This window comes from Streptomyces sp. NPDC001732, from assembly GCF_053596315.1.
In genome coordinates this window covers 146,956-169,622 of record NZ_JBSFFY010000012.1, presented here as the reverse complement: position 1 = coordinate 169,622, position 22,667 = coordinate 146,956, and the positions used below count along the sequence as shown (strand labels likewise).

Sequence of the window (22,667 nt, the reverse complement as noted above, 5' to 3'; positions counted from 1 at the left end):
GGGATCGTCCGCCTCCCTCACGCCCACCGGAAGTGGTGGTACAGGTGGTGGACCACGAAACCCATGCTCTCGTACATCGCCCGCGCGCCCTCGTTGTCCGCCTCCACCTGGAGCCACGCCGCCGACGCGCCCTCGTCCAGGGCCCGGCGGGCGAGCGCGGTCATCACGGCGGTGGCCAGCCCCCGGCGCCGGTACGCCGGATCGACCTCGACCGCCATGAAGCCCGCCCACCGGCCGTCCACCACGCACCGGCCGATCGCGGCGGGCACGGAGGCGGTGCCCTCGCCGGACGCGGCGTCGTCGGCCGGTATCGAGGCGAACCACACCGACGGGCCGCCGCGCAGCACCTGGAGGACGTGCGGGCCCGGGGTCTCGAAGCGCTGGTAGCGGGAGAGCCACGCCTCGTCGAGGTCCCGGCTCAGCCGCACCCGCGACACGTCCGCCGCCAGGTCGCCGATCGGCGCCAGCGCGGCGGTCCGCACCTCCGTCGTCACCTCGCGCCGCCAGCCGCGCTCCTCCAGCTCCGCGCAGAGCAGCTCCTGGGTGCCCTCGCCGCCGGTCGCGGCCTGGACGTACGCGGGCAGGCCACGGTCCTCGTACCACTGTCCGACGCGCCGGAGCGCCTCGTCGAGCGGCACGCCCGGATCGCCGAGCGGCAGCACGGAGTTGGCGCGCCGGGTGAACCCCCGCGCCGCGCGCAGCCGCCAGTCGCCCAGTGGCTCGCTCTCCACCGGCTGCCAGGCACGGGCACAGACGGCGGACAGCTCCTCGAAGGAGGCGGCGGGGCCGCGGCGGCGGGCCGGAGCGGCGGGCACGACCTTGCCCGCGACCAACACGGACTCCTCGATCCGGACGGATTCACCGCTCTTCTGTGTGATCGAGAGCACACCGTCGGTCCATGATGTGAGCACTCCGACGGTGTCCGTGAACTTCGCTCCTTGAGGGCCGGCCTCGCACACACGCCGGACTGATACCCGTTTGCCCACGTCATTCGGTGTGATTCGGACCTTGAGCTGTCCGCCGATGGTGAATTCCACAGCTCTGTGTGCCCCTCCTGTTCGGTTCGTGCCCCGGAACGGAGATACTAGGGGTGGGCATCGACGACGCCGCGCTCCCGCGCGAGAGCCAACGCCCTACCGAGGAGGAACGACAGCGTGACCTACGTCATCGCGCAGCCTTGTGTCGACGTGAAGGACAAGGCCTGCATCGAAGAGTGCCCCGTCGACTGCATCTACGAGGGCCAGCGGTCCTTGTACATCCACCCGGACGAGTGCGTCGACTGCGGCGCCTGTGAACCGGTGTGCCCGGTCGAGGCGATCTTCTACGAGGACGACACTCCGGACGAGTGGAAGGACTACTACAAGGCGAACGTCGAGTTCTTCGACGACCTCGGGTCGCCGGGTGGTGCCTCCAAGCTGGGCCTGATCGAGCGCGACCACCCGTTCGTCGCCGCGCTCCCGCCGCAGAACCAGTAGTCGGCGGCCGCCACGTGCACCGCCCCGGTCCCGTACGGCTCGTCACCGTGCGGGGCCGAGGCGTTTTCACACCCGGGTGACGAGTGTCGGGCGATCCGGGCGGTCCGCGTGCTCAGGGCCGGCCGTGTGCTCCGTGTGCTCCTTGCGTTCAGGGCCGGCTGGGCGGGCCGGGCGGTCTGTGCAGCCCGTTCGGCTCGTGCGGTCCGTGCGGCTCGTTCGCGGAACCGGTCGCAGGGCACGTACGCAGAAACTCGTGACCCCGTACGAGAAAGCAGAGAGATTCCGTGTCCGCAGTCTCCTCCCGTCTCCCGGTCTTCCCGTGGGACAAGCTCGCGCCCTACAAGTCGACCGCCGCGGGGCACCCCGACGGCATCGTGGACCTGTCCGTCGGCACGCCCGTCGACCCGGTTCCCGCGCTGATCCAGCAGGCGCTCGTCGCCGCCGCGGACAGCCCCGGCTATCCGACGGTGTGGGGGACCACCGAGCTGCGCGACGCGATCACCGGCTGGCTGCAGCGGCGGCTCGGCGCGGTCGGGGTGACGCACGAGAACGTCCTGCCGGTCGTCGGCTCCAAGGAACTGGTGGCCTGGCTGCCGACCCAGCTCGGCCTCGGCGCGGGCGACAGGGTGGCGTACCCGCGGCTCGCCTACCCCACGTACGAGGTGGGCGCCCGGCTCTGCGGCGCCGAACCCGTCGTCTACGACGACCCGACGGAGCTGGACCCGGCCGGGCTGAAGCTGCTCTGGCTGAACTCGCCGTCCAACCCGACCGGCCGCGTCCTGGCCAAGGACGAGCTGACCCGGATCGTCGCCTGGGCCCGCGAGCACGACGTGCTGGTCTTCAGCGACGAGTGCTACCTGGAACTGGGCTGGGAGGCCGAACCGGTCTCCGTGCTGCACCCGGACGTCTGCGGCAGCACGTACGACGGCATCGTCGCCGTCCACTCGCTCTCCAAGCGCTCCAACCTGGCCGGGTACCGTGCCGCCTTCATCGCGGGCGACGCGGCCGTACTGGGCGAACTGCTGCTGATCCGCAAGCACGGCGGAATGATGACGCCCGCCCCGGTCCAGGCGGCGACGGTCGCGGCACTCGGCGACGACGCGCACGTCACCGAGCAGCGCGAGCGGTACGCGGAACGGCGCACCGCCCTGCGCACCGCCCTGGAGGCGCACGGCTTCCGGATCGAGCACAGCGAGGCCAGCCTCTACCTGTGGGCCACGCGCGACGAACCGTGCTGGGAGACCGTGGCGTACCTGGCGGAGCTCGGCATCCTGGTGGCGCCCGGCGACTTCTACGGGCCGGCCGGCGACCGCTTCGTACGCGTGGCGTTCACGGCGACGGACGAACGGGTCGCGGCAGCGGTCAAGCGCCTGGCCCCGTAGGCGGCCGGTCGGCGGCCGGTGGTCGGTTCGAGGTCGGTACGCGACATGTGCGAGGGGCCTCGGGACGCAACGCGTTCCCGAGGCCCCTCGCACATGCTGCGCCGGTCGGTGGCCGGGGCGGGTCAGCCGAGCGGCAGGCCGCCCTTGGCCGCGCCGCCGAGGGTTTCGCCCGCGTTGCCCGCGAGGCCGCCCGCGGCCTTCTGCACGGTGGGAGCCGCCTGGGTACCGGCCTCGCCGACGGTCTTGCTCGCGACCGGGAGGGCCGTACCGACGAGCTTGCCGCCGGTCTCGTTCGCCGCGTCGGCACCCTGCCGGGACGTGCCGTCGACCGCCCTGCCGAGACCGGCGCCGTCCGCCACCTCGCCGAGAGCGGCGCCGTCGACGGTGGTCAGACCGCCGAGCTCCGGGGCCTGCGGAAGCGCCGCGGCACTCGCGGCTCCGGCCGCGCCGACCACGGGAGCGGCGCCTGCGGCGATCAGCAGCGCGGCACGGGCGATCCGGCGGGTCAGGGGGAGGGACATGATGCTCCTTCGACGGGTGAGGAATCTGTCTGTCCGTTGATCGGACGCAATGACAACCGTCATGAGGGCGGGAGAGGTTGCGGTGGGCCGAGGTAAAGAGTCGGTAACGCACCGCGCGGCCCGCAGCGGCTGAATCCGGTCGGTCCGCGGCTTCCCCGCAGCTCGGATGAATCGTCACTTCTCTTGTGCCGCAAGGGAAATGACGATGGCTCGAAAAGGGGTGGGGGATGTCCCGTCGGCCCGTGTACGGGAACGTCCGGGAAGCGCCGGACGACCGTTGCGGGCGACCGGACGAACTACTGCGCGAGCCCGATCCGGACCCGGCTGGTGCCCGATTCCTTGCGTTCCGTCCGCCAGCCCGCCCCGGCCTCCCACACCCGGCCCGCGTAGGACACCTCGTCGATCCGGAGCGCCTCGGACCGTGCCACCGCCCAGTGCGCGAGCTCCCAGCCGCGCCGGTCCGCGCCCTTCTTCCCGCCCCCGGACGCGCGGGTCGCGCGCACCGGCACCGAGACCGTGCTCGTCGCCGCCGCACCGGCCGCGGACTTCCCGTCCGAGGACGCGTCCCCCTGCGCGGCGGGCAGCACGTCCTTGCCGAAGGCCCGTACCAGCTCGGACCGCACCTTCGCCGCGTCCGCCCCCGCGGCCGTCGCCCGCGGCGGCACACAGTTCAGCGCGGCGGGCGTCCGGCCGGTCAGGGCCGCCGCCAGCAGCGCCGCGTCCGGCTCGTGCTTCGCGTACGCCTGCGGGAAGCCGCTGCGCTGGACCCGCTGTGCGGCGACCGTCAGCGGCAGCCGCGAGTAACCGGGGACCTTCGCCAGGTGCCGGTAGAACTCCCCGGCGGAGTAGACCGGGTCCAGGATCTGCTCCTCGGTGCCCCAGCCCTGCGAGGGACGCTGCTGGAACAGGCCCAGCGAATCCCGGTCGCCGTGCTCGATGTTGCGCAGCCCGGACTCCTGGAGCGCGGTCGCCAGCGCGATCGTCACGGCGCGCTCCGGCATCCCGCGCGAGGTGCCGACCGCCGAGATCGTCGCCGCGTTGGACGCCTGCTCCGGGCTCATCCGGTACGTACGGCTCCCGCCGTCCGAACCGTCGGCGGACTCCACCGTGCAGCCCTCGACGAGCTTGCTGCCGGTCACGTACTGAACGGCCAGATAGCCGCCGAGCGCGGCGAGCACGACAAGAGCCGCCGCGACGCGGAGGAGGCGGCTGCGGCCGGTGCGTCGACCGGTGGAAGGCGCGGAGGACACGGCAGAGGCGGAAGAGACGGTGCGGGGCACGGGGCCACCGTACTGGAGTACAGGACCGGGGCCGAGGGCCCAGGGGCCCTGGTCCGGATCACGACGGGCCCGAGGGGTCCGATCCGCCCCGGACCGGGCGAAAGGCCCTGGTCCCGTACGATCCTGCCCGCTGCCCGCTGCCCGCTGCCCGCTGCCCGCCGCATGGCGCATGGCGCATGGCGCATGGCGCATGGCGCCCGCCGCCCGTGGCCGGCGGTGAGACGTCGCTGCCGATCACGGGCGAGGTCGTTAGGGTCGGTGCCATGCCCGAAACCACACTCGACCTCACCCTGGACGGTCCGGCGCTCACCGCCGCGCTCGTCGACTTCCCCTCGGTCAGCGGTCAGGAGAAGGACCTCGCCGACGCGATCGAATCGGTGCTGCGCACGCTCCCGCACCTGACCGTCGACCGGCACGGCAACAACATCGTGGCCAGGACGCACCTGGGCCGGGCCGAGCGGGTCGTGCTCGCCGGGCACATCGACACCGTGCCGATCGCGGACAACGTGCCGTCCCGGCTCGACGCGGACGGCCTGCTGTGGGGCTGCGGCACCTCCGACATGAAGTCGGGCGTCGCCGTCCAGCTGAGGATCGCCGCGACCGTGCCCGAACCCAACCGCGACCTCACCTTCGTCTTCTACGACAACGAGGAGGTCGCCGCGCACCTCAACGGGCTCGGCCACATCGCCGACGCCCACCCCGACTGGCTGACCGGCGACTTCGCGGTCCTGCTGGAGGGCTCCGACGCCGAGGTCGAGGGCGGCTGCCAGGGCACCCTGCGGGTCTTCCTCCGCACCGAGGGGGAACGTTCCCACTCCGCCCGCAGCTGGATGGGGTCCAACGCCATCCACGCCGCAGCCCCGATCCTGGCCCGCCTCGCCGCGTACGAACCGCGCCGCCCAGTCATCGACGGCCTCGAATACCACGAGGGCCTCAACGCCGTACGGATCGAGGGCGGCGTCGCCAACAACGTCATCCCCGACGCCTGCACCGTCGTCGTCAACTACCGGTACGCCCCCGACCGCACCGCCGAGGAGGCGCTGGCCCACGTCCACGAGGTCTTCGCGGGCTGCGGCGTCGCCGAATTCGTCGTCGACGACCACTCGGGCGCGGCCATGCCCGGCCTCTCCCACCCGGCGGCCGAGGCGTTCATGGCGGCGGTCGGCGGCACCGCCCGGCCCAAGTTCGGCTGGACGGACGTCTCCCGCTTCGGCTCCCTCGGCATCCCCGCCGTGAACTACGGACCCGGCGACCCGCTCCTGGCGCACAAGCGCGACGAGCACGTGAAGGTCGAGCGGATCACCCACTGCGAGGAGCGGCTCCGCTCCTGGCTCACCGGCTGACCCACGGTCTTCCCCTGCCCGTAACCTCTGCCGATCTACCCTGACCTGACAACGGATGGCCGTCGTCGGGCGGCCGTCGATCGTCGTCGGAGGGAGCAGATCATGGGCAACCCCGAGGGAGCACGTGTCCCCGAGGAGCAGCGGCTCGGACCGGTACTGCGCCGCAGGGAACAGGTGCAGCCCGGCACCACCGACCAGCGGCTGCTGGACACCGAGGGCGACTCCGAGTGGGTGCACACCGACCCCTGGCGGGTGATGCGCATCCAGTCGGAGTTCGTCGAGGGCTTCGGCGCACTGGCCGAACTGCCGAGTGCCATCAGCGTCTTCGGCTCCGCCCGCACACCGGCCGGCGGGCCCGACTACGAGGCGGGCGTACGGATCGGCAAGGCTCTGGTCGAGGCGGGCTTCGCGGTGATCACCGGGGGCGGGCCCGGCGCGATGGAGGCGGCGAACAAGGGGGCGCGGGAGGCGAAGGGCGTCTCGGTCGGCCTCGGCATCGAGCTGCCCTTCGAGTCGGGCCTCAACCCGCACGTCGACATCGGCGTGAACTTCCGCTACTTCTTCGTCCGCAAGACGATGTTCGTGAAGTACGCGCAGGGCTTCGTCGTGCTGCCCGGCGGCCTCGGCACCCTGGACGAACTCTTCGAGGCCCTCACCCTCGTCCAGACGGGCAAGGTGACCCGCTTCCCGATCGTGCTGTTCGGCACCAAGTACTGGAGCGGCCTCGTGGACTGGCTGCGGGACACGGTGGTGGCCCAGGGCAAGGCGTCCGAGCACGACCTGTTGCTGTTCCACGTCACGGACGACGTGGACGAGGCGGTCGACCTCGTGACGAAGGAGGTAGGCCGGTAGGCGACCCGGCTCCCGCGACAACGGCGTCGGGGCGGGCGCCCGCCCCGACGCCCGCCCTCTTCACGTTTTGACGCTCGCGGTCTTCCCGTCCCGCGCTCGCGGTTCTCAGGCCAGCCCGCGGCGGGCCACCGCGGGCTCCCGGTGACCGGCGATCGACGCCACCATGTCCAGGACCTGCCGGGTCTCCGCCACCTCGTGCACCCGGTAGACCTGCGCGCCCAGCCACGCCGACACGGCCGTCGTCGCCAGCGTCCCGAGCACCCGTTCCTTCACCGGCCGGTCGAGCGTCTCGCCGACGAAGTCCTTGTTGGACAGCGACACCAGGACCGGCCAGCCGGTCTCCGTCATCTCGCCGAGCCGCCGGGTCGCCTCCAGGGAGTGCCGGGTGTTCTTCCCGAAGTCGTGACCGGGGTCGATCATGATCCCGTCCGGCCGCACCCCGAGCGCGACCGCCCGCTCGGCCAGCCCCACCGTCACCCGCAGGATGTCCGCCATCACGTCCTCGTACACGACCCGGTGCGGCCGGGTCCGGGGCTCGGCGCCGCCCGCGTGTGTGCACACCAGCCCGGCGCCGTACCGCGCGGCGACCTCCGCGAGCTTCGGGTCGAAACCGCCCCACGCGTCGTTCAGCACGTCCGCCCCGGCCTCGCAGACCGCCGCGCCCACATCGTGCCGCCAGGTGTCGACGCTGATCACCACGTCCGGGTGGCGGCGGCGCACCTCCGCGACGAACCCCACCGTGCGGCGGGCCTCCTCCTCGGCGGTCACCTCTTCGCCGGGGCCCGCCTTCACGCCCCCGATGTCGACGATCGCCGCGCCGTCCGCGACCGCCTGCTCGACCCGGGCGAGCGCAGGTTCGTCCCGGAACGTCGCGCCCCGGTCGTAGAAGGAATCCGGGGTGCGGTTCACGATCGCCATGATCACCGGCTCGTGCGCATCGAATTCGCGCCGTCCCAGCCTGAGCGCACCGCTTCGCATCCCGTGTCTCTCCTCCGGTAGATCGCCCCGTGGGGCGCCTGCACCCCTGGGCCGTGTCCGCCAAGTTATCGCCTGGTCCCGGCCGTCGGTCCCACGGTCCCAGCCGGGCCGGGCCCCGGTTGTCGGTGCCGCATGGCACGATCGGACCCGGACAGGTTTCCGCTCCCGGGGAGATGCGCGTGTTCTGGTTCTTGCTGCTGTCGATGGTGGTGGTCGTGGCCGCGGTCACCCTCGCGGTGGTCGGCGGGGGGAAGAGCGCGGTCCTCCAGGACGTGGCGCCCGAGCAGCCGGCCGACCCGCTGCCCGCGACACGCCCGGTCGGCCGCGCGGACGTCGACGCGCTGCGGCTCCCGGTGGTCGCGCGCGGCTACCGCATGACGGAGGTGGATGAGGCGCTCGACCGCCTCGGCGCCGAACTCGCCGAGCGGGACGCCCGGATCGCGGAGCTGGAGTCGGCGCTGGCGGGTGCCCAGGCGACCGCGGTCGGTGGCCCCGACCTGTTCAAGCATCCGGCCCCGGAGCCGGGCGAGGAGCGCCCGAGAGCGCCGTGGGAGCCGCCCGAGCCGGAGCCCCGCCACCCCGGAGAGGAGCCCCGGCGATGAGCGGCGGAGCCGTGGCCGCCCAGGACGGCGGTCTGCGCTGCCCGTGGGGACTGGCCACCGATGACTACCTCGCGTACCACGACACCGAATGGGGCCGCCCCGTCCACGGCGACGACGCCCTCTTCGAACGGCTCTGCCTGGAGGCGTTCCAGTCGGGCCTGTCCTGGCTGACGATCCTGCGCCGCCGCGAGGGCTTCCGCTCCGCCTTCGCCGGATTCAAGATCCCCGCGGTGGCGGAGTTCACCGGCGCCGACGAGGAACGCCTCCTCGCCGACACCGGCATCATCCGCAACCGGGCCAAGATCGAGGCCACCCTCGCCAACGCCAAGGTGCTGGCCGGCTGGTCCGCCGGTGAGCTGGACGAGGTGATCTGGTCCCACGCCCCCGACCCGGTGGGCCGCCCCGCCCCGCGCACCCTCGGCGACGTCCCCGCCGTCACGCCCGAGTCGACGGCGCTGGCCAAGGACCTCAAGAAGCGCGGCCTGCGCTTCGTCGGACCCACGACGGCCTACGCCCTGATGCAGGCGTGCGGCCTGGTCGACGACCACCTGGCCGACTGCGTGGCACGCGGCACCGGCACGTAGCCCGACGGTCGGCGGCCGACGGACCGACAGACCACCGGAGGGCCCGGGGCCCGGCGCTACCGGGGCCCCGGGCGCTCGGGCTTCTCGGAGTACCGGACGCCCGGGTTCTCGGCGCTACCGGCCGAGGTACTTCGGCTTCTCCTTGTTCAGGAACGCCTGTACCGCGATTGTGTGGTCCTCGGAGGCGCCCGCCCGGCTCTGGAGCTCCTCCTCCTTCTCCAGCGCCTCGTCGAGCGTGCGGCCGGCGCCGTGGGCCAGGGACTCCTTGAGCGCGGCGTACGCCACCGTGGGGCCGGACGCCAGGGTGCGGGCCACGGCGGCGGCCTCGGCGGCCAGGTCGGCCGCGGGTACCAGCTTGTTCACGATGCCCAGTTCGTACGCGTCCTGCGCGGAGATCGAGCGCGGGAAGAGCAGCAGATCGGCGGCGCGGCTCTGCCCGATCAGCCGGGGCAGCGTCCACGAGACGCCCGAGTCGGCGGTGAGGGCGACACCGGCGAACGAGGTGTTGAACGAGGCGGTGTCGGCGACCACCCGGTAGTCGCAGGCGAGCGCGAAGCCGAAACCGGCGCCCGCGGCGATGCCGTTGACCCCGGCGACGACCGGCTTGGGCATCCCGGTGAGGGCCCGGACGATCGGGTTGTAGTGCTCCCGCACGGTGCTCAGCGCGTCGCCGCCGCCCGACTGGGCCTCGGCGAGCTTGGCCACGTGCTCCTTCAGGTCCTGACCCACGCAGAAGGCGCGCCCGGTCGCGGTGAGCAGAACGGCCCGTACGGCGGCGTCGGCGGAAGCGGCCTCCAGCGCGTCCCGGAGCGCCACCTTGGCCGCCGTGTTCATGGCGTTCATCGCGTCGGGGCGGTTGATGGTGATCGTCGCGAGTCCGTCGCTCACCTCGTAGAGCACGCTGTCCGCCATGTGATCGGCCATTTCGTTGTCCCCTCCGGACCTCGGGCAAAGCCTGTCCAGGCAAGCATGGCCGACCGGGGCGGAAGCCGACATGTGACCTGCGTCTAACAATTGCACCCCGTCGGAGGGGCGAGGGCGGCGGAGTATCGCAGGTCGATCGCCGAAATGGGTGGTTTTGCGAGAGTGCGTTGCACAAGCGATGCCGACCGAGGTTGGTCATCGGGGTCTGTGATGCGGGATAATGGCTTGGAAGCAATGTGTTCGATGCCGGTGACACAGCGCCTGTCAGTGGGGCCGCCGGTTGCGATGAGCTGGTTTCAGGAAGGGGAACGAGCATGGCGGCCATGAAGCCGCGGACGGGCGACGGCCCGCTCGAGGTGACAAAGGAGGGGCGGGGCATCGTCATGCGCGTTCCGCTCGAAGGCGGCGGTCGGCTTGTCGTGGAGCTGACGCCGGACGAGGCCGATGCACTCGGCGACGCCCTCAAGAAGGTCGTCGGCTGAACAGAGGCGTTCACTCTTCATCACTGCCCCGGCACGGTGTCCGTGCCGGGGCAGTGATGCGTTCACGATGATCCGGGGCCGGGCCGCCCCCACGGCACCGGCCGCTCAGCCCCGCCGCACGGCGCACAGCAGCCCGTCGCCCACCGGCAGCAGCGTCGCCATCAGCTCCTGGCTCTCCCGCACCGCGCGCAGCAGCTCCCGCAGCCGCAGCACCTCCGCGGGCTGGGCCGCGGAGTCGACCGTCCGGCCGTCGGCGAAGACGCCCTCGAAGCAGACGAGGCCGCCGGGGCGCAGCAGGCGCAACGATTCAGCGAGGTAATCCAGGCTCTCCAGCCGGTCGCCGTCGCAGAACACGAGGTCGTATCCGCCGTCCGCGAGCCGCGGCAGTACGTCCAGGGCGCGGCCGGGAATGAAACGGGAGCGATTGGCGGCGAAGCCCGCGGCCCGGAACGCCTCGCGGGCGAACTGCTGCCGCTCGGGCTCCGGGTCGACCGTGGTCAGCACCCCGTCGGGCCGCATGCCGTGCAGCAGATAGAGGCCGGACACGCCGGTGCCGGTGCCGATTTCGGCCACCGCTTTGGCGTCCGTCGTGGCAGCGAGCAGGCGCAGCGCTGCGCCGGTGCCTGGCGACACCGAGCGGAGCCCTGCTTCCCGGGCCCGGTCCCTGGCCCAGCGCACTGCTCCGTCCTCGGCGACAAAGGCGTCGGCGAACGCCCAGCTCGTCTGCCGGTTGGCGGTAATGACCCTCTCCTGTCCCCGTAGTTGGCGCAACGGTGACTGTATCCGCTGCACCCGGGAACCCGCAGATGGGACCGGGCGTTATGAGGAGGCGGGGGAAAGCCCGTGGGACCGGCCCCGCGGATCGGGTCCGGAGAGCCACGGGCCGGTGCTTTCCGGGGGCGACCCCCGGCCCCAGCAGGAAAAAGGCTTATCCGGAGCTAACGGGCGAGGTGGCTATGGTAGGGACTCCACTGGACACCACCAGAGCCGACAGGGGAGGTGCGGCTGCGCCTGTGGATCGGAGAGGAGCGCTGCGGCGCTTTCTCAGGTCGGCGGGTGAGCCGAAATCCGTGACCTACATCGCTGACCGTTCTTCCAACGACTCCGCACCGACCGCGACCTTCGCCTCCGATGCGGACTCCCAGGCGTGGACACCGCCCTCATGGGAAGAGATCGTCAGCACGCACAGCGGCCGGGTCTACCGCCTCGCCTACCGGCTGACGGGCAACCAGCACGACGCCGAGGACCTCACCCAGGAAGTCTTCGTCCGCGTGTTCCGGTCGCTGTCGACCTACACGCCCGGCACCTTCGAGGGCTGGCTGCACCGCATCACGACCAACCTGTTCCTGGACATGGTCCGGCGCAAGCAGCGGATCCGCTTCGACTCCCTCGGCGACGACGCCGCCGAGCGGCTGCCGAGCCGCGAGCCGTCCCCGCAGCAGGTCTTCAACGACAGCCACTTCGACGCGGACGTCCAGCAGGCGCTGGACACCCTCGCGCCCGAGTTCCGTGCCGCCGTCGTGCTCTGCGACATCGAGGGCCTCTCGTACGAGGAGATCGCGGCGACGCTGGGCGTGAAGCTCGGCACCGTGCGCAGCCGTATCCACCGTGGCCGCTCGCACCTGCGCAAGGCGCTGCAGCACCGTTCGCCCGCGGCCCGTGCCGAGCAGCGCTCGCTGGCGGGCGCGGTACTGGCGGGGGAGGGCGGAACGGCGTGAGTGGCACAGGTCCGACCCCCGCGGAACAACACCTGGGGGACCGCCTCGCCGCGCTTGTCGACGGCGAGCTCGAACACGACGCCAGGGACCGGGTGCTCGCCCACCTCGCGACCTGCGCCAAGTGCAAGGCCGAGGCCGCGGACCAGCGGCGTCTGAAGAGCGTCTTCGCGCAGTCCGCCCCGCCCTCGCCGTCCGAGGGGTTCCTCGCCCGGCTGCAGGGACTTCCCGGCGGGCCGGGAGGTGACGGCGACGACGAGGGAAGACCGTTCGGCGGCACCGGACGCTTCGCCGGCGGGCTCTTCCCCGCGATCCAGCCGTCCGGCAGTCGCCCCGACACGCCGGGGAGTTCTCCGCTCGGAGGCTTCGGCTTCCTGCCCGCCCCGCACGGCTCGACCGCGGTGCTGCCGGGCAGCTCCTCGCGTTCCGGCTTCCGGATCCATGAGGTGGGACGCGAGGCGGACCGTTCGCCCTGGCGCGGCCGGAGATTCGCCTTCGCGGCGGCGAGCGCCGTCTCGCTGGCGGCCATCGCCCTCGGCGGCGCCCTGCCCACGGGCTCCGGGAGCGGTGCCGCGGCCCGCGCTTCCGGCTCCGGCTCGGGGAACGCGGTGACCCCCTTCGACACCACTGCGCGCGGCGAGGGCGGCAGCCCGGCCGGCCGTCGCAACGGCAGCGGCGGCCCCGGCAGGTTCACGGCGACGGAGGAGGGCGGCAGCCCGGCCGCGACGGTCCCGTCGGCCGCGCCGAGCGCGGCGCCCGCGGCCGCCCCCGCGACGTCGGCCGCGCCCGAGCCGCTGTCCACCGGGAGTCTGGTGGGCGGACCCTTCACCACGCAGGTCCTGACGGACGTGTCCGCCCCGGTCCTGATGAACGTCTCCGCGCCACCCCTGATACGCCCGACCGACCCCACCCCGCTCTTCGCCAAGGTGCTCGGACGCCTCGCCCCGCAACCCACGACGCCCTACACCCCGCCACCGCCGTCGTCGTGGACGCAACCCTCGGCCTCGGCCCTTCCCACCCCCACCGAGCGCGGCCTGCCGCTTTCCGTCCGTCGCTGACCGGGGTCTGCGCAAGCATTCGCAAACCTGGTTGAATTCCTGGAGCAGTTCCGGGAGGGACGCCCCTGCCGGGGCGTGCACGGGCCAGTTGAGGCAGTTGCGGGGAGAGCATGGAAGACGGGAAGTCCACCGGGCCGAAGGCGAAGTGGTGGAGCCGCCCCACACCGGGACGCACCACCCGTACAACGCCGGACGAGCCCTCGTCCCCCGTCGAGGACGCGCCGCCCGCGGCCGAGGCCGCGGGCGCGCCGACGGACGCGACGGCCGTGCTCCCGGCGGCGGACACCGTACCGGCGCCCGCGGGCGGAGAGCCGTTTGCGCCGGACGACTCCCGCACCACCGGGGCACCCACCGCCGCCGGGCCCCACGCCCCGGCGGCGGACACCCCCGTCACCACCGACACACCGCCCCGCCCTCCGGCCCCCGAGGCCCCGGCCCCGGCCGTCGGGCCCATGGCGTCCGGGCAGCCGATGAAGCCGCTGCACGAGCCCGACGAGTACAGCACCCCGCCCTACGGCGGCCCCGGCCCCTGGGCGCCCGCGCCCCCCGTGCAGCGGCCGGTCCCGACCCCCGCGCACGGCACCTCCGTACCCCCGCAGTACGCGGGAACGAACGGAGCGGGCATCCCCGCACCACTCGCCCCGGCCTCCTCGGCACAGGCCGCGCCCGCCCCCGGCTTCACGCCCCCGCCCCACACGTCCCAGCAGCCGCACCCCCCGCACTCCCAGGCCGCCCCCGCCCCGCTCCAGCCGCAGCCGACGCAGTGGCTCCAGTACGACCCCTGGGGCGCGCCCCGGCAGCCGCTCACCGCCAACCCGGGCCCGCCGCTCGGGGCCGACACCGGCCGCAAGAAGCAGCGACGCGGCTCCCTCCTCATCGGCGCGGTGCTGCTCGCCCTGGTGGCGGGGGGCATCGGCGGCGGCATCGGCGCCTACGTCGAACGCAACGGCGGCCTCACCCGGATCGAGCTGCCGCAGGCCGGCCGCGACAGCGGCGGTCGGGCCCCCGACAGCGTCGCCGGGATCGCCGCCAGCGCCCTGCCGAGCGTGGTCACCCTGCACGTCAGCGGCACCGGCGAGTCCGGCACCGGCACCGGCTTCGTCCTCGACAAGTCCGGCCACATCCTCACCAACAACCACGTCGTCGCCCCGGCCGGTTCGTCCGGCGACATCACCGTGACGTTCAGCGGCGGTGAGACGGCGCGCGGCGAGATCGTCGGCAAGGACAGCGGCTACGACCTGGCCGTGGTCAAGGTCTCCGGCGTCTCCGGCCTCAAGCCGCTGCCGCTGGGCAACTCCGACAACGTGCAGGTCGGCGACCCGGTGGTGGCCATCGGCGCCCCCTTCGACCTGTCCAACACCGTGACCTCCGGCATCATCAGCGCCAAGGACCGGCCGATCACCGCGGGCGGCGAGAAGGGCGACGGCAGCGACATCAGCTACGTCGACGCGCTGCAGACCGACGCCCCGATCAACCCGGGCAACTCCGGCGGCCCGCTCGTCGACGGCCAGGCCCGGGTCATAGGCATCAACAGCGCCATCCGCGCCGCCGACAGCGGTTCGTCGGGCGAGGGCGGCCAGGCCGGCTCCATCGGCCTCGGCTTCGCCATCCCGATCAACCAGGGCAAGCGGGTCGCCGAGGAACTGATCAACACCGGCCGGGCCACCCACCCGGTGATCGGCGTCACGCTCGACATGAAGTACACCGGGGACGGCGCCCGGGTCGGCACCAAGGGCGCGGGCGGCAACCCCGCGGTGACGCCCGGCGGCCCCGGGGCCAAGGCCGGCATCAGGCCCGGCGACATCATCACCGAGGTCGACGGACAGCGGGTGCACAGCGGCGAGGAACTGATCGTGAAGATCCGCGCGCACCGCCCCGGAGACCGGCTCGACCTCGGTCTGACACGCGGTGGTAAAGACCTGTCCATCTCTTTGACTCTCGGGTCGGCAACCGGCACGTGACGGCCCGCGCGCGCTACCGCGACGACAGTTTCGACGGGTACCGTGGGCCCGGTCCGGACCTCGACCGACACGGCCCCGGAGAACACGAGGAGCAACAGGGTGTTCAATGACATAGGCGTACTCGAGCTGGTGACGCTCGGGATCCTGGGCGTGCTGGTCTTCGGCCCGGACAAGCTGCCCAAGGTCATCCAGGACGCCTCGCGCTTCATCCGCAAGGTCCGTGAGTTCTCGGAGAGCGCCAAGGAGGACATCCGCACGGAGCTCGGCCCGGAGTTCAAGGACTTCGAGTTCGAGGACCTCAACCCCAAGACGTTCGTCCGCAAGCAGCTCATGGACGGCAACGACGACCTGGGGCTGAAGGAGATCCGCGAGAGCTTCGACCTGCGCAAGGACCTGAACGAGATCACCGACGCGGTGAACGGTCGGGAGAGCGCGGCCGTGGAGTCCGCCGACTCGCCCGGCGGCGTGTCGAGCAGCCCGGCGATCACCGCCGCCAACGGCTCCGCAGGCGCTCCCGACCTGCTCAAGAAGCGTGACCAGCCGGTCAGGGACAATCACCCGCCCTTCGACGCCGACGCCACCTGACCCCCCGCCAACCGGGCTCGTCCGGACGGTATGGCTATTCTCCATCTGTCCGGAAGTGAGTACGCCCGTCGGGGGGCGGGCCGCTCCGGGCCCAACGGATCGAGGAGGCGGCCGGGCAGATGGGGACGACGAGTCGGGTGGGCGCGGAAGACGCGCCGAGCACAGTCACCGCAGAGGGGAGTCCGGTGGCCCGGCGTATCGTCGACGGCTACCTGGCGGCCGGATTCCCCTGGTACGGACTGGACGAGGCCTTCACCGGGCCGCGTTGGCTGATGCAGGTGGGCACCGCCGCCGACGGCGCGGTGCAGCACGGTTCCGTCGGACACGGCGACGAGCCGTCGGTGCGGGCGGACGCGGGCGAGGAGAAGCAGCGGTTCGCCGTCGTCGTGTCACTGGGCAGCAGCCCGGTGCGGCGCAGCGGCGACGGCACGGGGGTGCTGGACGCGACCACGGTCTCCTCCGCCGCCTGGCTGGCCGGGTCGGGGCTGCTCGCCTACACCTGGCCGCCGCAGCTGGACCACGCCCTGCGCGACGACTGGCTGGACCAGCAGACGGAGACGGCGTTCGCGCTCGCCGACGACCTGGAGGGCCCCGTCTGGTCGGTGCTGTCCCTGCCGGTGGACGGCGTCCCCGTGCCGTTCCACTACCGCGAGTCCGAGTTCGGCTGGGTACTGGCGGGTTCGGCGCCCGGCGGGGTGCACATCGGCGCGTACGGGCGGGGCATGAGCGCGTACGGGCTGGGCTTCTCGGTGATCGGCGACATCGCGTCGTACGCGTAGCCGGTCCGGGGTACGAACGGTGCGGGGCGGTGACCGGGCGGAAGCCGGTCACCGCCCCGCCGTCTCAGAACTTGTTGCGCGGGGTGATGCCCAGCGACATGCCCGACAGGCCGCGCCGGCGGCCGCCCAGCTTGTCCGCGATGGTGCGCAGCGCCTTGCCGGCCGGGGAGTCGGGGTCCGACAGGACGACCGGCTTGCCCTCGTCGCCGCCCTCGCGCAGCCGCACGTCGATCGGGATGGAGCCGAGCACCGGCACCTCCGCGCCGACCGTCCTCGTCAGGCCCTCGGCGACCTTCGCACCACCACCGGTGCCGAACACGTCGACCATCTCGTCGCAGTGCGGGCACGGCATGCCCGACATGTTCTCGACGACACCGACGATCTTCTGGTGGGTCTGCACGGCGATCGAACCGGCCCGCTCGGCCACCTCGGCCGCCGCCTGCTGCGGGGTCGTGACCACCAGGATCTCGGCGTTCGGCACGAGCTGGGCCACCGAGATCGCGATGTCACCGGTGCCCGGCGGCAGGTCGAGCAGCAGGACGTCCAGGTCGCCCCAGTACACGTCGGCGAGGAACTGCTGGAGCGCGCGGTGGAGCATCGGGCCGCGCCACACCACCGGGGTGTTGCCCGGTGTGAACATGCCGATGGAGATGACCTTCACGCCGTGCGAGGACGGCGGCATGATCATGTTCTCGACCTGGGTCGGCTTCCCGTCCGCGCCGAGCATCCGCGGCACGCTGTGCCCGTAGATGTCCGCGTCCACGACCCCGACCTTGAGGCCGTCGGCCGCCATCGCCGCAGCGAGGTTCACCGTGACGGAAGACTTGCCGACGCCGCCCTTGCCGGACGCGACCGCGTAGACCCGGGTCAGCGAGCCGGGCCTGGCGAACGGCACCTCGCGCTCCGCCGTACCGCCGCGCAGCGAGGCCGCCAGCTCCTTGCGCTGCTCGTCGCTCATCACGTCCAGCGTGACGTCGACCCGGGAGACGCCCTCGACACGGGACACCGCGTCCGTCACGTTCTTGGTGATCGTCTCGCGCATCGGGCAGCCCGAGACCGTGAGATAGACCGTGACAGCGACTGCACCGTCAGCGTCGATCTCGACCGACTTCACCATGCCGAGCTCGGTGATCGGGCGGTGGATCTCCGGGTCGTTCACTGTCGCCAGTGCCTCAAGCACCGCGTCTTCCGTAGCCATACCTCGATAGTACGGGTGAGTGCAGTGTTCCTTGAGGGTGGTGGTGGGCCACGGGAGGGCGGTACGGCGCACACTGCTACGCGCGAGTAGCCCCCGTCAGCGCTCTTCGTCGCTCTCGGCCGGGAGCAGCGCCCCCCGGTCGTCCAGGTCCTTCACGAGATCTTCCAGCTCGGAGCGGATCCAGTCCCGGGTGGCGACCTCGCCGAGCCCCATCCGGAGCGACGCGATCTCCCTGGTGAGGTACTCGGTGTCCGCGATGGAGCGCTCGTTCTGCTTGCGGTCCTGCTCGTGGGTGACCCGGTCGCGGTCGTCCTGGCGGTTCTGCGCGAGCAGGATCAGCGGGGCCGCGTAGGACGCCTGGAGCGAAAGCATCAGCGTCAGGAAGATGAACGGGTACGGGTCGAACCGCAGGTACGCGGGCGCGAAGACGTTCCACATCAGCCAGACGACGATGACCAGCGTCATCCAGACGATGAACCGTCCGGTGCCCAGGAAGCGGGCGATCCGCTCGGAGAGCCGGCCGAACGCCTCGGGGTCGTAGTCGGGCAGCACCTTCCGGCGCGGGCCCTTCGGCTGGTCCAGCCGGTGGCGAGGCGGGCGCACGATGCCGGAGGCGCCCACCGGTGCCGCCTTCGAGCGGTCCTCAGCGGCCACGGGCCACCCCCTCCTCGCTGTGGAAGTCGGTCTCCCGCCAGTCCTCGGGCAGCAGGTGGTCGAGCACGTCGTCGACCGTCACCGCGCCGAGCAACGACCCGCTCTCGTCCACGACGGGGACCGAGACCAGGTTGTACGCGGCCAGATAGCTCGTCACGGCCGGCAGCGGGGTGTCCGGCGTCAGGGGGACGAGATCGCTGTCCACGACCGAGCTGACCAGGGTGTACGGCGGATCGCGCAGCAGTCGCTGGAAGTGCACGGTGCCCAGGTACTTGCCGGTCGGCGTCTCGTCCGGCGAACGGCACACGTACACCTGGGCGGCGAGCGCCGGGGACAGATCGGCCTGCCGGACCCGGGCGAGGGCGTCGGCGATCGTCGCGTCCGGCCGCAGGATGATCGGCTCGGTCGTCATCAGACCGCCCGCGGTCCGCTCCTCGTACGACATCAGCCGCCGCACGTCGGCCGCGTCGTCCGGCCGCATCAGTGTCAGCAGCCGCTCCTTGTCCTCCTCCGGCAGCTCGGACAGCAGGTCGGCCGCGTCGTCCGGGTCCATCGCCTCCAGGACGTCGGCGGCACGTTCCTCCTGGAGCTTGCCGATGATCTCCACCTGGTCGTCCTCGGGCAGCTCCTCCAGGACGTCGGCGAGCCGGTCGTCGTCGAGCGCGGCGGCCACCTCGGCCCGCCGCTTGGGCGACAGGTGGTGCAGCGCGTTGGCCACGTCCGTCGGGCGCAGCCGCTCGAAGGTGGCGACCAGCGTCTCGGCGCCCTGCCCCACCTCCTCCAGCGAGAACCCGCTGACGGCCGACCAGTCGACCGTCAGGGTCTCGCCCTTGCGGCGCAGCGCCCCGGCCTTGCCCCTGCGCACGAAGTACTTGTCGATCTCCCAGTCGCGGCGGGCCGGGAGCTGCTGGATCGCGACGTCGAGGACGGTGACCTCCTCGCCGGTCTCCACGAGACGCACCCGCCGGTCGAGGAACTCGCCGAGCACCAGGCGCTCGGTGGGCCGTTGCTCGAAGCGCCGCATGTTGACCACGCCGGTGGTGATGACCTGACCGGACTCGACGCCCGTCACCCGGGTCATCGGAAGGAAGATCCGGCGGCGGCTGAGCACCTCGACGACCAGGCCGAGCAGCCGGGGCGGCCGGCCGCCGACCCGCAGCATCGCGACCAGATCGCGGACCCGGCCCACCTGGTCGCCGTTGGGATCGAAGACCGGAACGCCGGAGAGGTGCGAGACGAAGACCCGGGGGGCGCCTGCCGCCATGGTGTGCGCCTCCTTCTTCCGTGCGAGGTTTCCGTGTCCGGCCCGTTTGGTGGTCAATCGACCGTTATGACGTGATCAGGCTAGCCCGTACCGCTCGGGGCCTGCGCGGTGGGCCCGTCCGTACGGCTCCCTGCCGGAAGGCGGGTGCGGCACAGGTACGCTGCCGTCTGCCACCCCCGCCACGCAGATGAGAGGCAGTGCGCCCGTGACCCCTCCCGCCCCGCCCGTCCGGGCCCGACGCCGCACCGCCCTCGCCGTGGCGCTCTGTGCCGGGCTGACCGCCGCGCTCACGGCATGCGGTGGCGAGGACCCGGACGAGGGGACCAACGGCGTCGGCAGGCTGACCGCCACGCAGATCGAGAAGAAGGCGCAGAAGGCGGCGGACTCCGCCCCCGCGGTGCGCCTCGCCGGGGCGCTGGTCGGCAAGGGCGGCACGTACAAGCTCGACATGCAGCTCAAGGCGGAGGGCGGCACGGGCTCCGTCGTCTCGAAGAACAGCACCTTCGAACTGCTGCGCATCGGCGACGAGCTCTACCTGAAGGCGGACGCCGGGTTCTGGAGCCACGACGAGGGGGCCGGTGCCGACAGCGAGGCGGGCGGGGCCGCCGCCGACAAGCTCCGGGACAAGTACGTGAAGGTGCCCCAGGACGACCCCACGTACAAGCAGCTGCGCGGCTTCACGGACAAGAAGACGCTGCTGGACGGCCTGCTCACGCTGCACGGCACCCTCGCCAAGGGGGACCGGAAGGAGATCGGCGCGACCCGGACCATCCAGATCGCCGGCGACGAGGGCGCGGGCGGCACGCTCGACGTCTCGCTGGAGGGCACCGCGTACCCGCTGCGCTTCGCGCGCGGCGGCGGCGGGGGGACCGTCATGCTGTCGGACTGGGGCAAGGACTTCACCCTGGAGGCGCCGGAGAAGGAGGACACCGTCGACTACGGGAAGCAGTTGCCGAGGACGACGTCCTGACTCCGGGCCCGGACGGGCCCCCGGCCTCGCAGGGCGGTACAGCTAGTGCTGTGGCCGGAAGGGTTCACCGGCTCGCGACGCCCGGCACGGCACCTCGCCGCGTTGTCGCATCACCCGAGTACGTCCAGTACGCGGGCAATGCTCCGCCTTGCGATGCACCGCACCGGACGCCGCGAGCTTTCCGGCAAACCCTTCCGGCCACAGCACTAGCGCTTGCGGCCGCGCTTGAGGAGCAGGCGCGGCAGCCCGGCGGGGATCGGGCGGCGCGTCGTCGCGGGCGTCGGCAGGGGCGCCGCGGCCAGGGAGCCGTCCGGCAGCTCCGTACGGAACGCACCGGGCGTCAGCCGCAGCACCCGGCACTCCCGGGCCCACCGCTCCGTCATCAGCTCGGCGTCCGGCGCGTTCAGCCGCTTGCCCTTCAGCTCGGCGACCGCGGCCTCCCACTCCGGGGAGTGCGGCGCGAGCTCCGTCACCGCGGCCGTCCAGGCGACCAGCCTGCCGCCCTTGTCCTTGCTGCGCACGGTCACCTCGGCGGCGGCCCCGTCGCCGAGCCCGGCCGGGAACGGCTGCTCGCCGGGGCCGTCCCCGACCAGGTGCGCCGCGCCCTCGTGCCACACGTGCCACAACGCCCGTGCGGGGCCGGTGCCCCGTACCCAGATCAGGCCGGACTTCTTGGTGGCTTCCTCGACGAGGGCCCGGCCCAGCGGCAGGTCGGCGGCGGCAGCAGTCATGCCCGAACTCTATGGGATCGGCCGGGACCGGGACCGGGGCCGGGTCGTCGGCCGACGGGCCGACGGACCGGGCGTCAGAGCCAGCCGTTGCGCTTGAGCGTGCGGTGGATGGAGAAGCAGACCACGCCGATGACGCCCAGCACCATCGGGTAGCCGTACCGCCAGCCCAGCTCGGGCATGTGCTTGAAGTTCATGCCGTAGACGCCGCAGATCATCGTCGGCACGGCGACGATGGCCGCCCAGGACGTGATCTTGCGCATGTCCTCGTTCTGCGCGACGGTCGCCTGCGCCAGGCTGGCCTGGAGGATCGAGTTCAGCAGTTCGTCGAAGCCGATGACCTCCTCGTGCACCCGTGCCAGGTGGTCGGCCACGTCCCGGAAGTACTTCTGGATGTCGGGGTCGACCAGCCGCATGGGCCGCTCGCTCAGCAGCTGCATCGGCCGCAGCAGCGGCGACACCGCCCGCTTGAACTCCAGTACCTCGCGCTTCAGTTGGTAGATCCGGCCCGCGTCCGAGCCGCGCGGACTGCCCTTCGCCGGGGTGGAGAAGACCTCGATCTCCACCTCGTCGATGTCGTCCTGCACGGCCTCGGCCACCGCGATGTAGCCGTCGACGACGTGGTCGGCGATGGAGTGGAGGACCGCGGAGGGGCCCTTGGCGAGCAGCTCGGGGTCGTCCTGGAGCCGGTGGCGCAGCGCCCGCAGCGAGCCGTGCCCGCCGTGCCGCACGGTGATGACGAAGTCCCGGCCGGTGAAGCACATCACCTCCCCGGTCTCCACCACCTCGCTGGTGGCGGTGAGTTCGGCGTGCTCGACGTAGTGGATGGTCTTGAAGACCGTGAAGAGCGTGTCGTCGTACCGCTCCAGCTTCGGCCGCTGGTGGGCGTGGACGGCGTCCTCGACGGCGAGCGGGTGCAGCCCGAACTCCCGGGCGATGCCCGCGAATTCCTGCTCGGTGGGCTCGTGCAGACCGATCCAGGCGAAGCCGCCCTTCTTCCGCACTTCGAGCATCGCCTCGTGCGGGGTGCGACAGCCCTCGTGCTCCACGCGCCGGCCGTCGCGGTAGACCGCGCAGTCGACGACCGCGCTGGAGGCGGACGGGTCGCGGGTGGTGTCGTAGGCGTTGTGCAGGGCGTTGCTCTTGCGCAGGGACGGGCGCACGACGGCGCGCAGGTCGCGGATCATCGACATGGCTGGCTCCTCTTCACGGAGGGCCGTCGTCGGGCACGTGGAACAGCCCGGAATGGGGACGTGCGCTCACGTCCGCAAAGCGGGCGGCACCGCAGCGGCGCGATGACGGCGTTCGCTACAGACAGGCAAGAAGGAAGTG

At 72.4% G+C, this 22,667-nt stretch carries 24 protein-coding genes; 13 read left to right on the top strand and 11 right to left on the bottom strand.

The genetic code is table 11. The features are described 5' to 3' along the window. Window positions 1–17: 17 nt before the first annotated feature. Complete coding sequence (locus tag ACWCXX_RS15710; protein WP_451127375.1) at window positions 18–1,037, bottom strand: GNAT family N-acetyltransferase; 1,020 nt, start codon at window positions 1,035–1,037, stop codon at window positions 18–20. 117 nt (window positions 1,038–1,154) lie between these two features. Between ACWCXX_RS15710 and fdxA the strand changes: the two genes are divergently transcribed. Both fdxA and dapC read left to right on the top strand, forming a co-directional pair. Further along, on the top strand, window positions 1,155–1,475 hold the full coding sequence (fdxA, locus tag ACWCXX_RS15705) for a ferredoxin (RefSeq protein ID WP_028438930.1): 321 nt from the start codon (window positions 1,155–1,157) through the stop codon (window positions 1,473–1,475). A 284-nt stretch (window positions 1,476–1,759) separates the two neighbouring features. After that, window positions 1,760–2,857, top strand: coding sequence for a succinyldiaminopimelate transaminase (dapC, locus tag ACWCXX_RS15700; protein WP_451127373.1), 1,098 nt, complete (start codon window positions 1,760–1,762; stop codon window positions 2,855–2,857). 122 nt (window positions 2,858–2,979) lie between these two features. Here the strand turns inward: dapC and ACWCXX_RS15695 are convergent, their stop codons facing one another. Both ACWCXX_RS15695 and ACWCXX_RS15690 read right to left on the bottom strand, forming a co-directional pair. Further along, window positions 2,980–3,378, bottom strand: coding sequence for an ATP-binding protein (locus ACWCXX_RS15695; RefSeq protein WP_451127371.1), 399 nt, complete (start codon window positions 3,376–3,378; stop codon window positions 2,980–2,982). Window positions 3,379–3,674: 296 nt separating this feature from the next. Continuing rightward, window positions 3,675–4,628, bottom strand: coding sequence for a hypothetical protein (locus ACWCXX_RS15690; protein ID WP_451127411.1), 954 nt, complete (start codon window positions 4,626–4,628; stop codon window positions 3,675–3,677). Between the two features lie 293 nt (window positions 4,629–4,921). On the opposite strand from ACWCXX_RS15690, the gene dapE reads away from it, so the two are divergent. Together dapE and ACWCXX_RS15680 are read left to right on the top strand one after the other, a co-directional pair. Then, a complete protein-coding gene (gene dapE / locus ACWCXX_RS15685; RefSeq protein WP_451127369.1) occupies window positions 4,922–6,001 on the top strand; it encodes a succinyl-diaminopimelate desuccinylase in 1,080 nt (359 codons plus the stop codon). A gap of 102 nt (window positions 6,002–6,103) precedes the next feature. After that, window positions 6,104–6,853: an LOG family protein gene (locus ACWCXX_RS15680; RefSeq protein WP_451127367.1), complete on the top strand. Its 750-nt coding sequence runs from the start codon at window positions 6,104–6,106 to the stop codon at window positions 6,851–6,853. 105 nt (window positions 6,854–6,958) lie between these two features. On the opposite strand, the gene folP is transcribed toward ACWCXX_RS15680, so the two are convergent. After that, on the bottom strand, window positions 6,959–7,831 hold the full coding sequence (gene folP, locus ACWCXX_RS15675; protein WP_451127365.1) for a dihydropteroate synthase: 873 nt from the start codon (window positions 7,829–7,831) through the stop codon (window positions 6,959–6,961). 179 nt (window positions 7,832–8,010) lie between these two features. Between folP and ACWCXX_RS15670 the strand changes: the two genes are divergently transcribed. Beyond that, window positions 8,011–8,433: a DivIVA domain-containing protein gene (locus ACWCXX_RS15670; protein WP_451127363.1), complete on the top strand. Its 423-nt coding sequence runs from the start codon at window positions 8,011–8,013 to the stop codon at window positions 8,431–8,433. Further along, window positions 8,430–9,017, top strand: a complete 588-nt coding sequence (locus ACWCXX_RS15665) for a DNA-3-methyladenine glycosylase I (RefSeq protein WP_451127362.1) — start codon at window positions 8,430–8,432, stop codon at window positions 9,015–9,017. Before ACWCXX_RS15670 ends, ACWCXX_RS15665 begins: the two co-directional genes overlap by 4 nt. Window positions 9,018–9,131: 114 nt before the next feature. On the opposite strand, the gene chcB is transcribed toward ACWCXX_RS15665, so the two are convergent. Next, complete coding sequence (gene chcB, locus ACWCXX_RS15660; RefSeq protein ID WP_451127360.1) at window positions 9,132–9,941, bottom strand: 2-cyclohexenylcarbonyl CoA isomerase; 810 nt, start codon at window positions 9,939–9,941, stop codon at window positions 9,132–9,134. A gap of 314 nt (window positions 9,942–10,255) precedes the next feature. Between chcB and ACWCXX_RS15655 the strand changes: the two genes are divergently transcribed. Next, window positions 10,256–10,423 (top strand): DUF3117 domain-containing protein, encoded by a 168-nt coding sequence (locus ACWCXX_RS15655; protein WP_003966491.1) that lies wholly within the window; start codon window positions 10,256–10,258, stop codon window positions 10,421–10,423. A 105-nt stretch (window positions 10,424–10,528) separates the two neighbouring features. Here the strand turns inward: ACWCXX_RS15655 and ACWCXX_RS15650 are convergent, their stop codons facing one another. After that, the gene (locus ACWCXX_RS15650) at window positions 10,529–11,194 is read right to left on the bottom strand and encodes an O-methyltransferase (protein WP_451127409.1); all 666 of its coding nucleotides are present in this window, start codon (window positions 11,192–11,194) and stop codon (window positions 10,529–10,531) included. Window positions 11,195–11,379: 185 nt separating this feature from the next. Here ACWCXX_RS15650 and sigE point away from each other — a divergent pair, with 185 nt between their 5' ends. The 5 genes from sigE to ACWCXX_RS15625 all read left to right on the top strand — a co-directional run bounded on the left by sigE (window position 11,380) and on the right by ACWCXX_RS15625 (window position 16,521). Then, window positions 11,380–12,141: an RNA polymerase sigma factor SigE gene (gene sigE / locus ACWCXX_RS15645; RefSeq protein WP_451127358.1), complete on the top strand. Its 762-nt coding sequence runs from the start codon at window positions 11,380–11,382 to the stop codon at window positions 12,139–12,141. Continuing rightward, window positions 12,138–13,196: an anti-sigma factor family protein gene (locus ACWCXX_RS15640; RefSeq protein ID WP_451127356.1), complete on the top strand. Its 1,059-nt coding sequence runs from the start codon at window positions 12,138–12,140 to the stop codon at window positions 13,194–13,196. The genes sigE and ACWCXX_RS15640 overlap by 4 nt, the downstream gene beginning before the upstream one ends. Window positions 13,197–13,306: 110 nt before the next feature. Beyond that, window positions 13,307–15,157, top strand: a complete 1,851-nt coding sequence (locus tag ACWCXX_RS15635; protein WP_451127354.1) for a trypsin-like peptidase domain-containing protein — start codon at window positions 13,307–13,309, stop codon at window positions 15,155–15,157. A gap of 99 nt (window positions 15,158–15,256) precedes the next feature. After that, entirely contained in the window at window positions 15,257–15,742 is a 486-nt protein-coding gene (locus tag ACWCXX_RS15630) for a sec-independent translocase (RefSeq protein WP_451127352.1), read from the top strand. A gap of 119 nt (window positions 15,743–15,861) precedes the next feature. After that, window positions 15,862–16,521: a hypothetical protein gene (locus ACWCXX_RS15625; RefSeq protein ID WP_451127350.1), complete on the top strand. Its 660-nt coding sequence runs from the start codon at window positions 15,862–15,864 to the stop codon at window positions 16,519–16,521. A gap of 64 nt (window positions 16,522–16,585) precedes the next feature. Here the strand turns inward: ACWCXX_RS15625 and ACWCXX_RS15620 are convergent, their stop codons facing one another. The 3 genes from ACWCXX_RS15620 to ACWCXX_RS15610 form a co-directional block, all read right to left on the bottom strand. Further along, window positions 16,586–17,719: an Mrp/NBP35 family ATP-binding protein gene (locus tag ACWCXX_RS15620; RefSeq protein ID WP_451127348.1), complete on the bottom strand. Its 1,134-nt coding sequence runs from the start codon at window positions 17,717–17,719 to the stop codon at window positions 16,586–16,588. A gap of 96 nt (window positions 17,720–17,815) precedes the next feature. After that, window positions 17,816–18,373, bottom strand: coding sequence for a DUF1003 domain-containing protein (locus ACWCXX_RS15615; RefSeq protein ID WP_451127346.1), 558 nt, complete (start codon window positions 18,371–18,373; stop codon window positions 17,816–17,818). After that, entirely contained in the window at window positions 18,363–19,637 is a 1,275-nt protein-coding gene (locus ACWCXX_RS15610; RefSeq protein ID WP_451127344.1) for a magnesium transporter MgtE N-terminal domain-containing protein, read from the bottom strand. The genes ACWCXX_RS15615 and ACWCXX_RS15610 overlap by 11 nt, the downstream gene beginning before the upstream one ends. Window positions 19,638–19,842: 205 nt before the next feature. Between ACWCXX_RS15610 and ACWCXX_RS15605 the strand changes: the two genes are divergently transcribed. Then, window positions 19,843–20,607 carry a hypothetical protein gene (locus ACWCXX_RS15605; RefSeq protein ID WP_451127342.1) on the top strand — a complete coding sequence of 255 codons (765 nt, stop codon included), beginning with the start codon at window positions 19,843–19,845 and terminating at the stop codon, window positions 20,605–20,607. A 206-nt stretch (window positions 20,608–20,813) separates the two neighbouring features. Here the strand turns inward: ACWCXX_RS15605 and ACWCXX_RS15600 are convergent, their stop codons facing one another. Continuing rightward, window positions 20,814–21,338, bottom strand: a complete 525-nt coding sequence (locus ACWCXX_RS15600; protein ID WP_451127340.1) for a hypothetical protein — start codon at window positions 21,336–21,338, stop codon at window positions 20,814–20,816. Window positions 21,339–21,412: 74 nt separating this feature from the next. Beyond that, a complete protein-coding gene (locus ACWCXX_RS15595) occupies window positions 21,413–22,528 on the bottom strand; it encodes a magnesium and cobalt transport protein CorA (protein ID WP_451127338.1) in 1,116 nt (371 codons plus the stop codon). Window positions 22,529–22,667: the final 139 nt, after the last annotated feature.

Coding starts and splice junctions, on each gene's coding strand:
- ACWCXX_RS15695 (WP_451127371.1), bottom strand. CDS start 3,378: ATGTCCCTCCCCCTGACCCGCCGGATCGCCCGTGCCGCGCTGCTGATC.
- dapE (WP_451127369.1), top strand. CDS start 4,922: ATGCCCGAAACCACACTCGACCTCACCCTGGACGGTCCGGCGCTCACC.
- ACWCXX_RS15680 (WP_451127367.1), top strand. CDS start 6,104: ATGGGCAACCCCGAGGGAGCACGTGTCCCCGAGGAGCAGCGGCTCGGA.
- folP (WP_451127365.1), bottom strand. CDS start 7,831: ATGCGAAGCGGTGCGCTCAGGCTGGGACGGCGCGAATTCGATGCGCAC.
- ACWCXX_RS15665 (WP_451127362.1), top strand. CDS start 8,430: ATGAGCGGCGGAGCCGTGGCCGCCCAGGACGGCGGTCTGCGCTGCCCG.
- chcB (WP_451127360.1), bottom strand. CDS start 9,941: ATGGCCGATCACATGGCGGACAGCGTGCTCTACGAGGTGAGCGACGGA.
- ACWCXX_RS15655 (WP_003966491.1), top strand. CDS start 10,256: ATGGCGGCCATGAAGCCGCGGACGGGCGACGGCCCGCTCGAGGTGACA.
- sigE (WP_451127358.1), top strand. CDS start 11,380: ATGGTAGGGACTCCACTGGACACCACCAGAGCCGACAGGGGAGGTGCG.
- ACWCXX_RS15635 (WP_451127354.1), top strand. CDS start 13,307: ATGGAAGACGGGAAGTCCACCGGGCCGAAGGCGAAGTGGTGGAGCCGC.
- ACWCXX_RS15625 (WP_451127350.1), top strand. CDS start 15,862: ATGGGGACGACGAGTCGGGTGGGCGCGGAAGACGCGCCGAGCACAGTC.
- ACWCXX_RS15620 (WP_451127348.1), bottom strand. CDS start 17,719: ATGGCTACGGAAGACGCGGTGCTTGAGGCACTGGCGACAGTGAACGAC.
- ACWCXX_RS15610 (WP_451127344.1), bottom strand. CDS start 19,637: ATGGCGGCAGGCGCCCCCCGGGTCTTCGTCTCGCACCTCTCCGGCGTT.
- ACWCXX_RS15600 (WP_451127340.1), bottom strand. CDS start 21,338: ATGACTGCTGCCGCCGCCGACCTGCCGCTGGGCCGGGCCCTCGTCGAG.
- ACWCXX_RS15595 (WP_451127338.1), bottom strand. CDS start 22,528: ATGTCGATGATCCGCGACCTGCGCGCCGTCGTGCGCCCGTCCCTGCGC.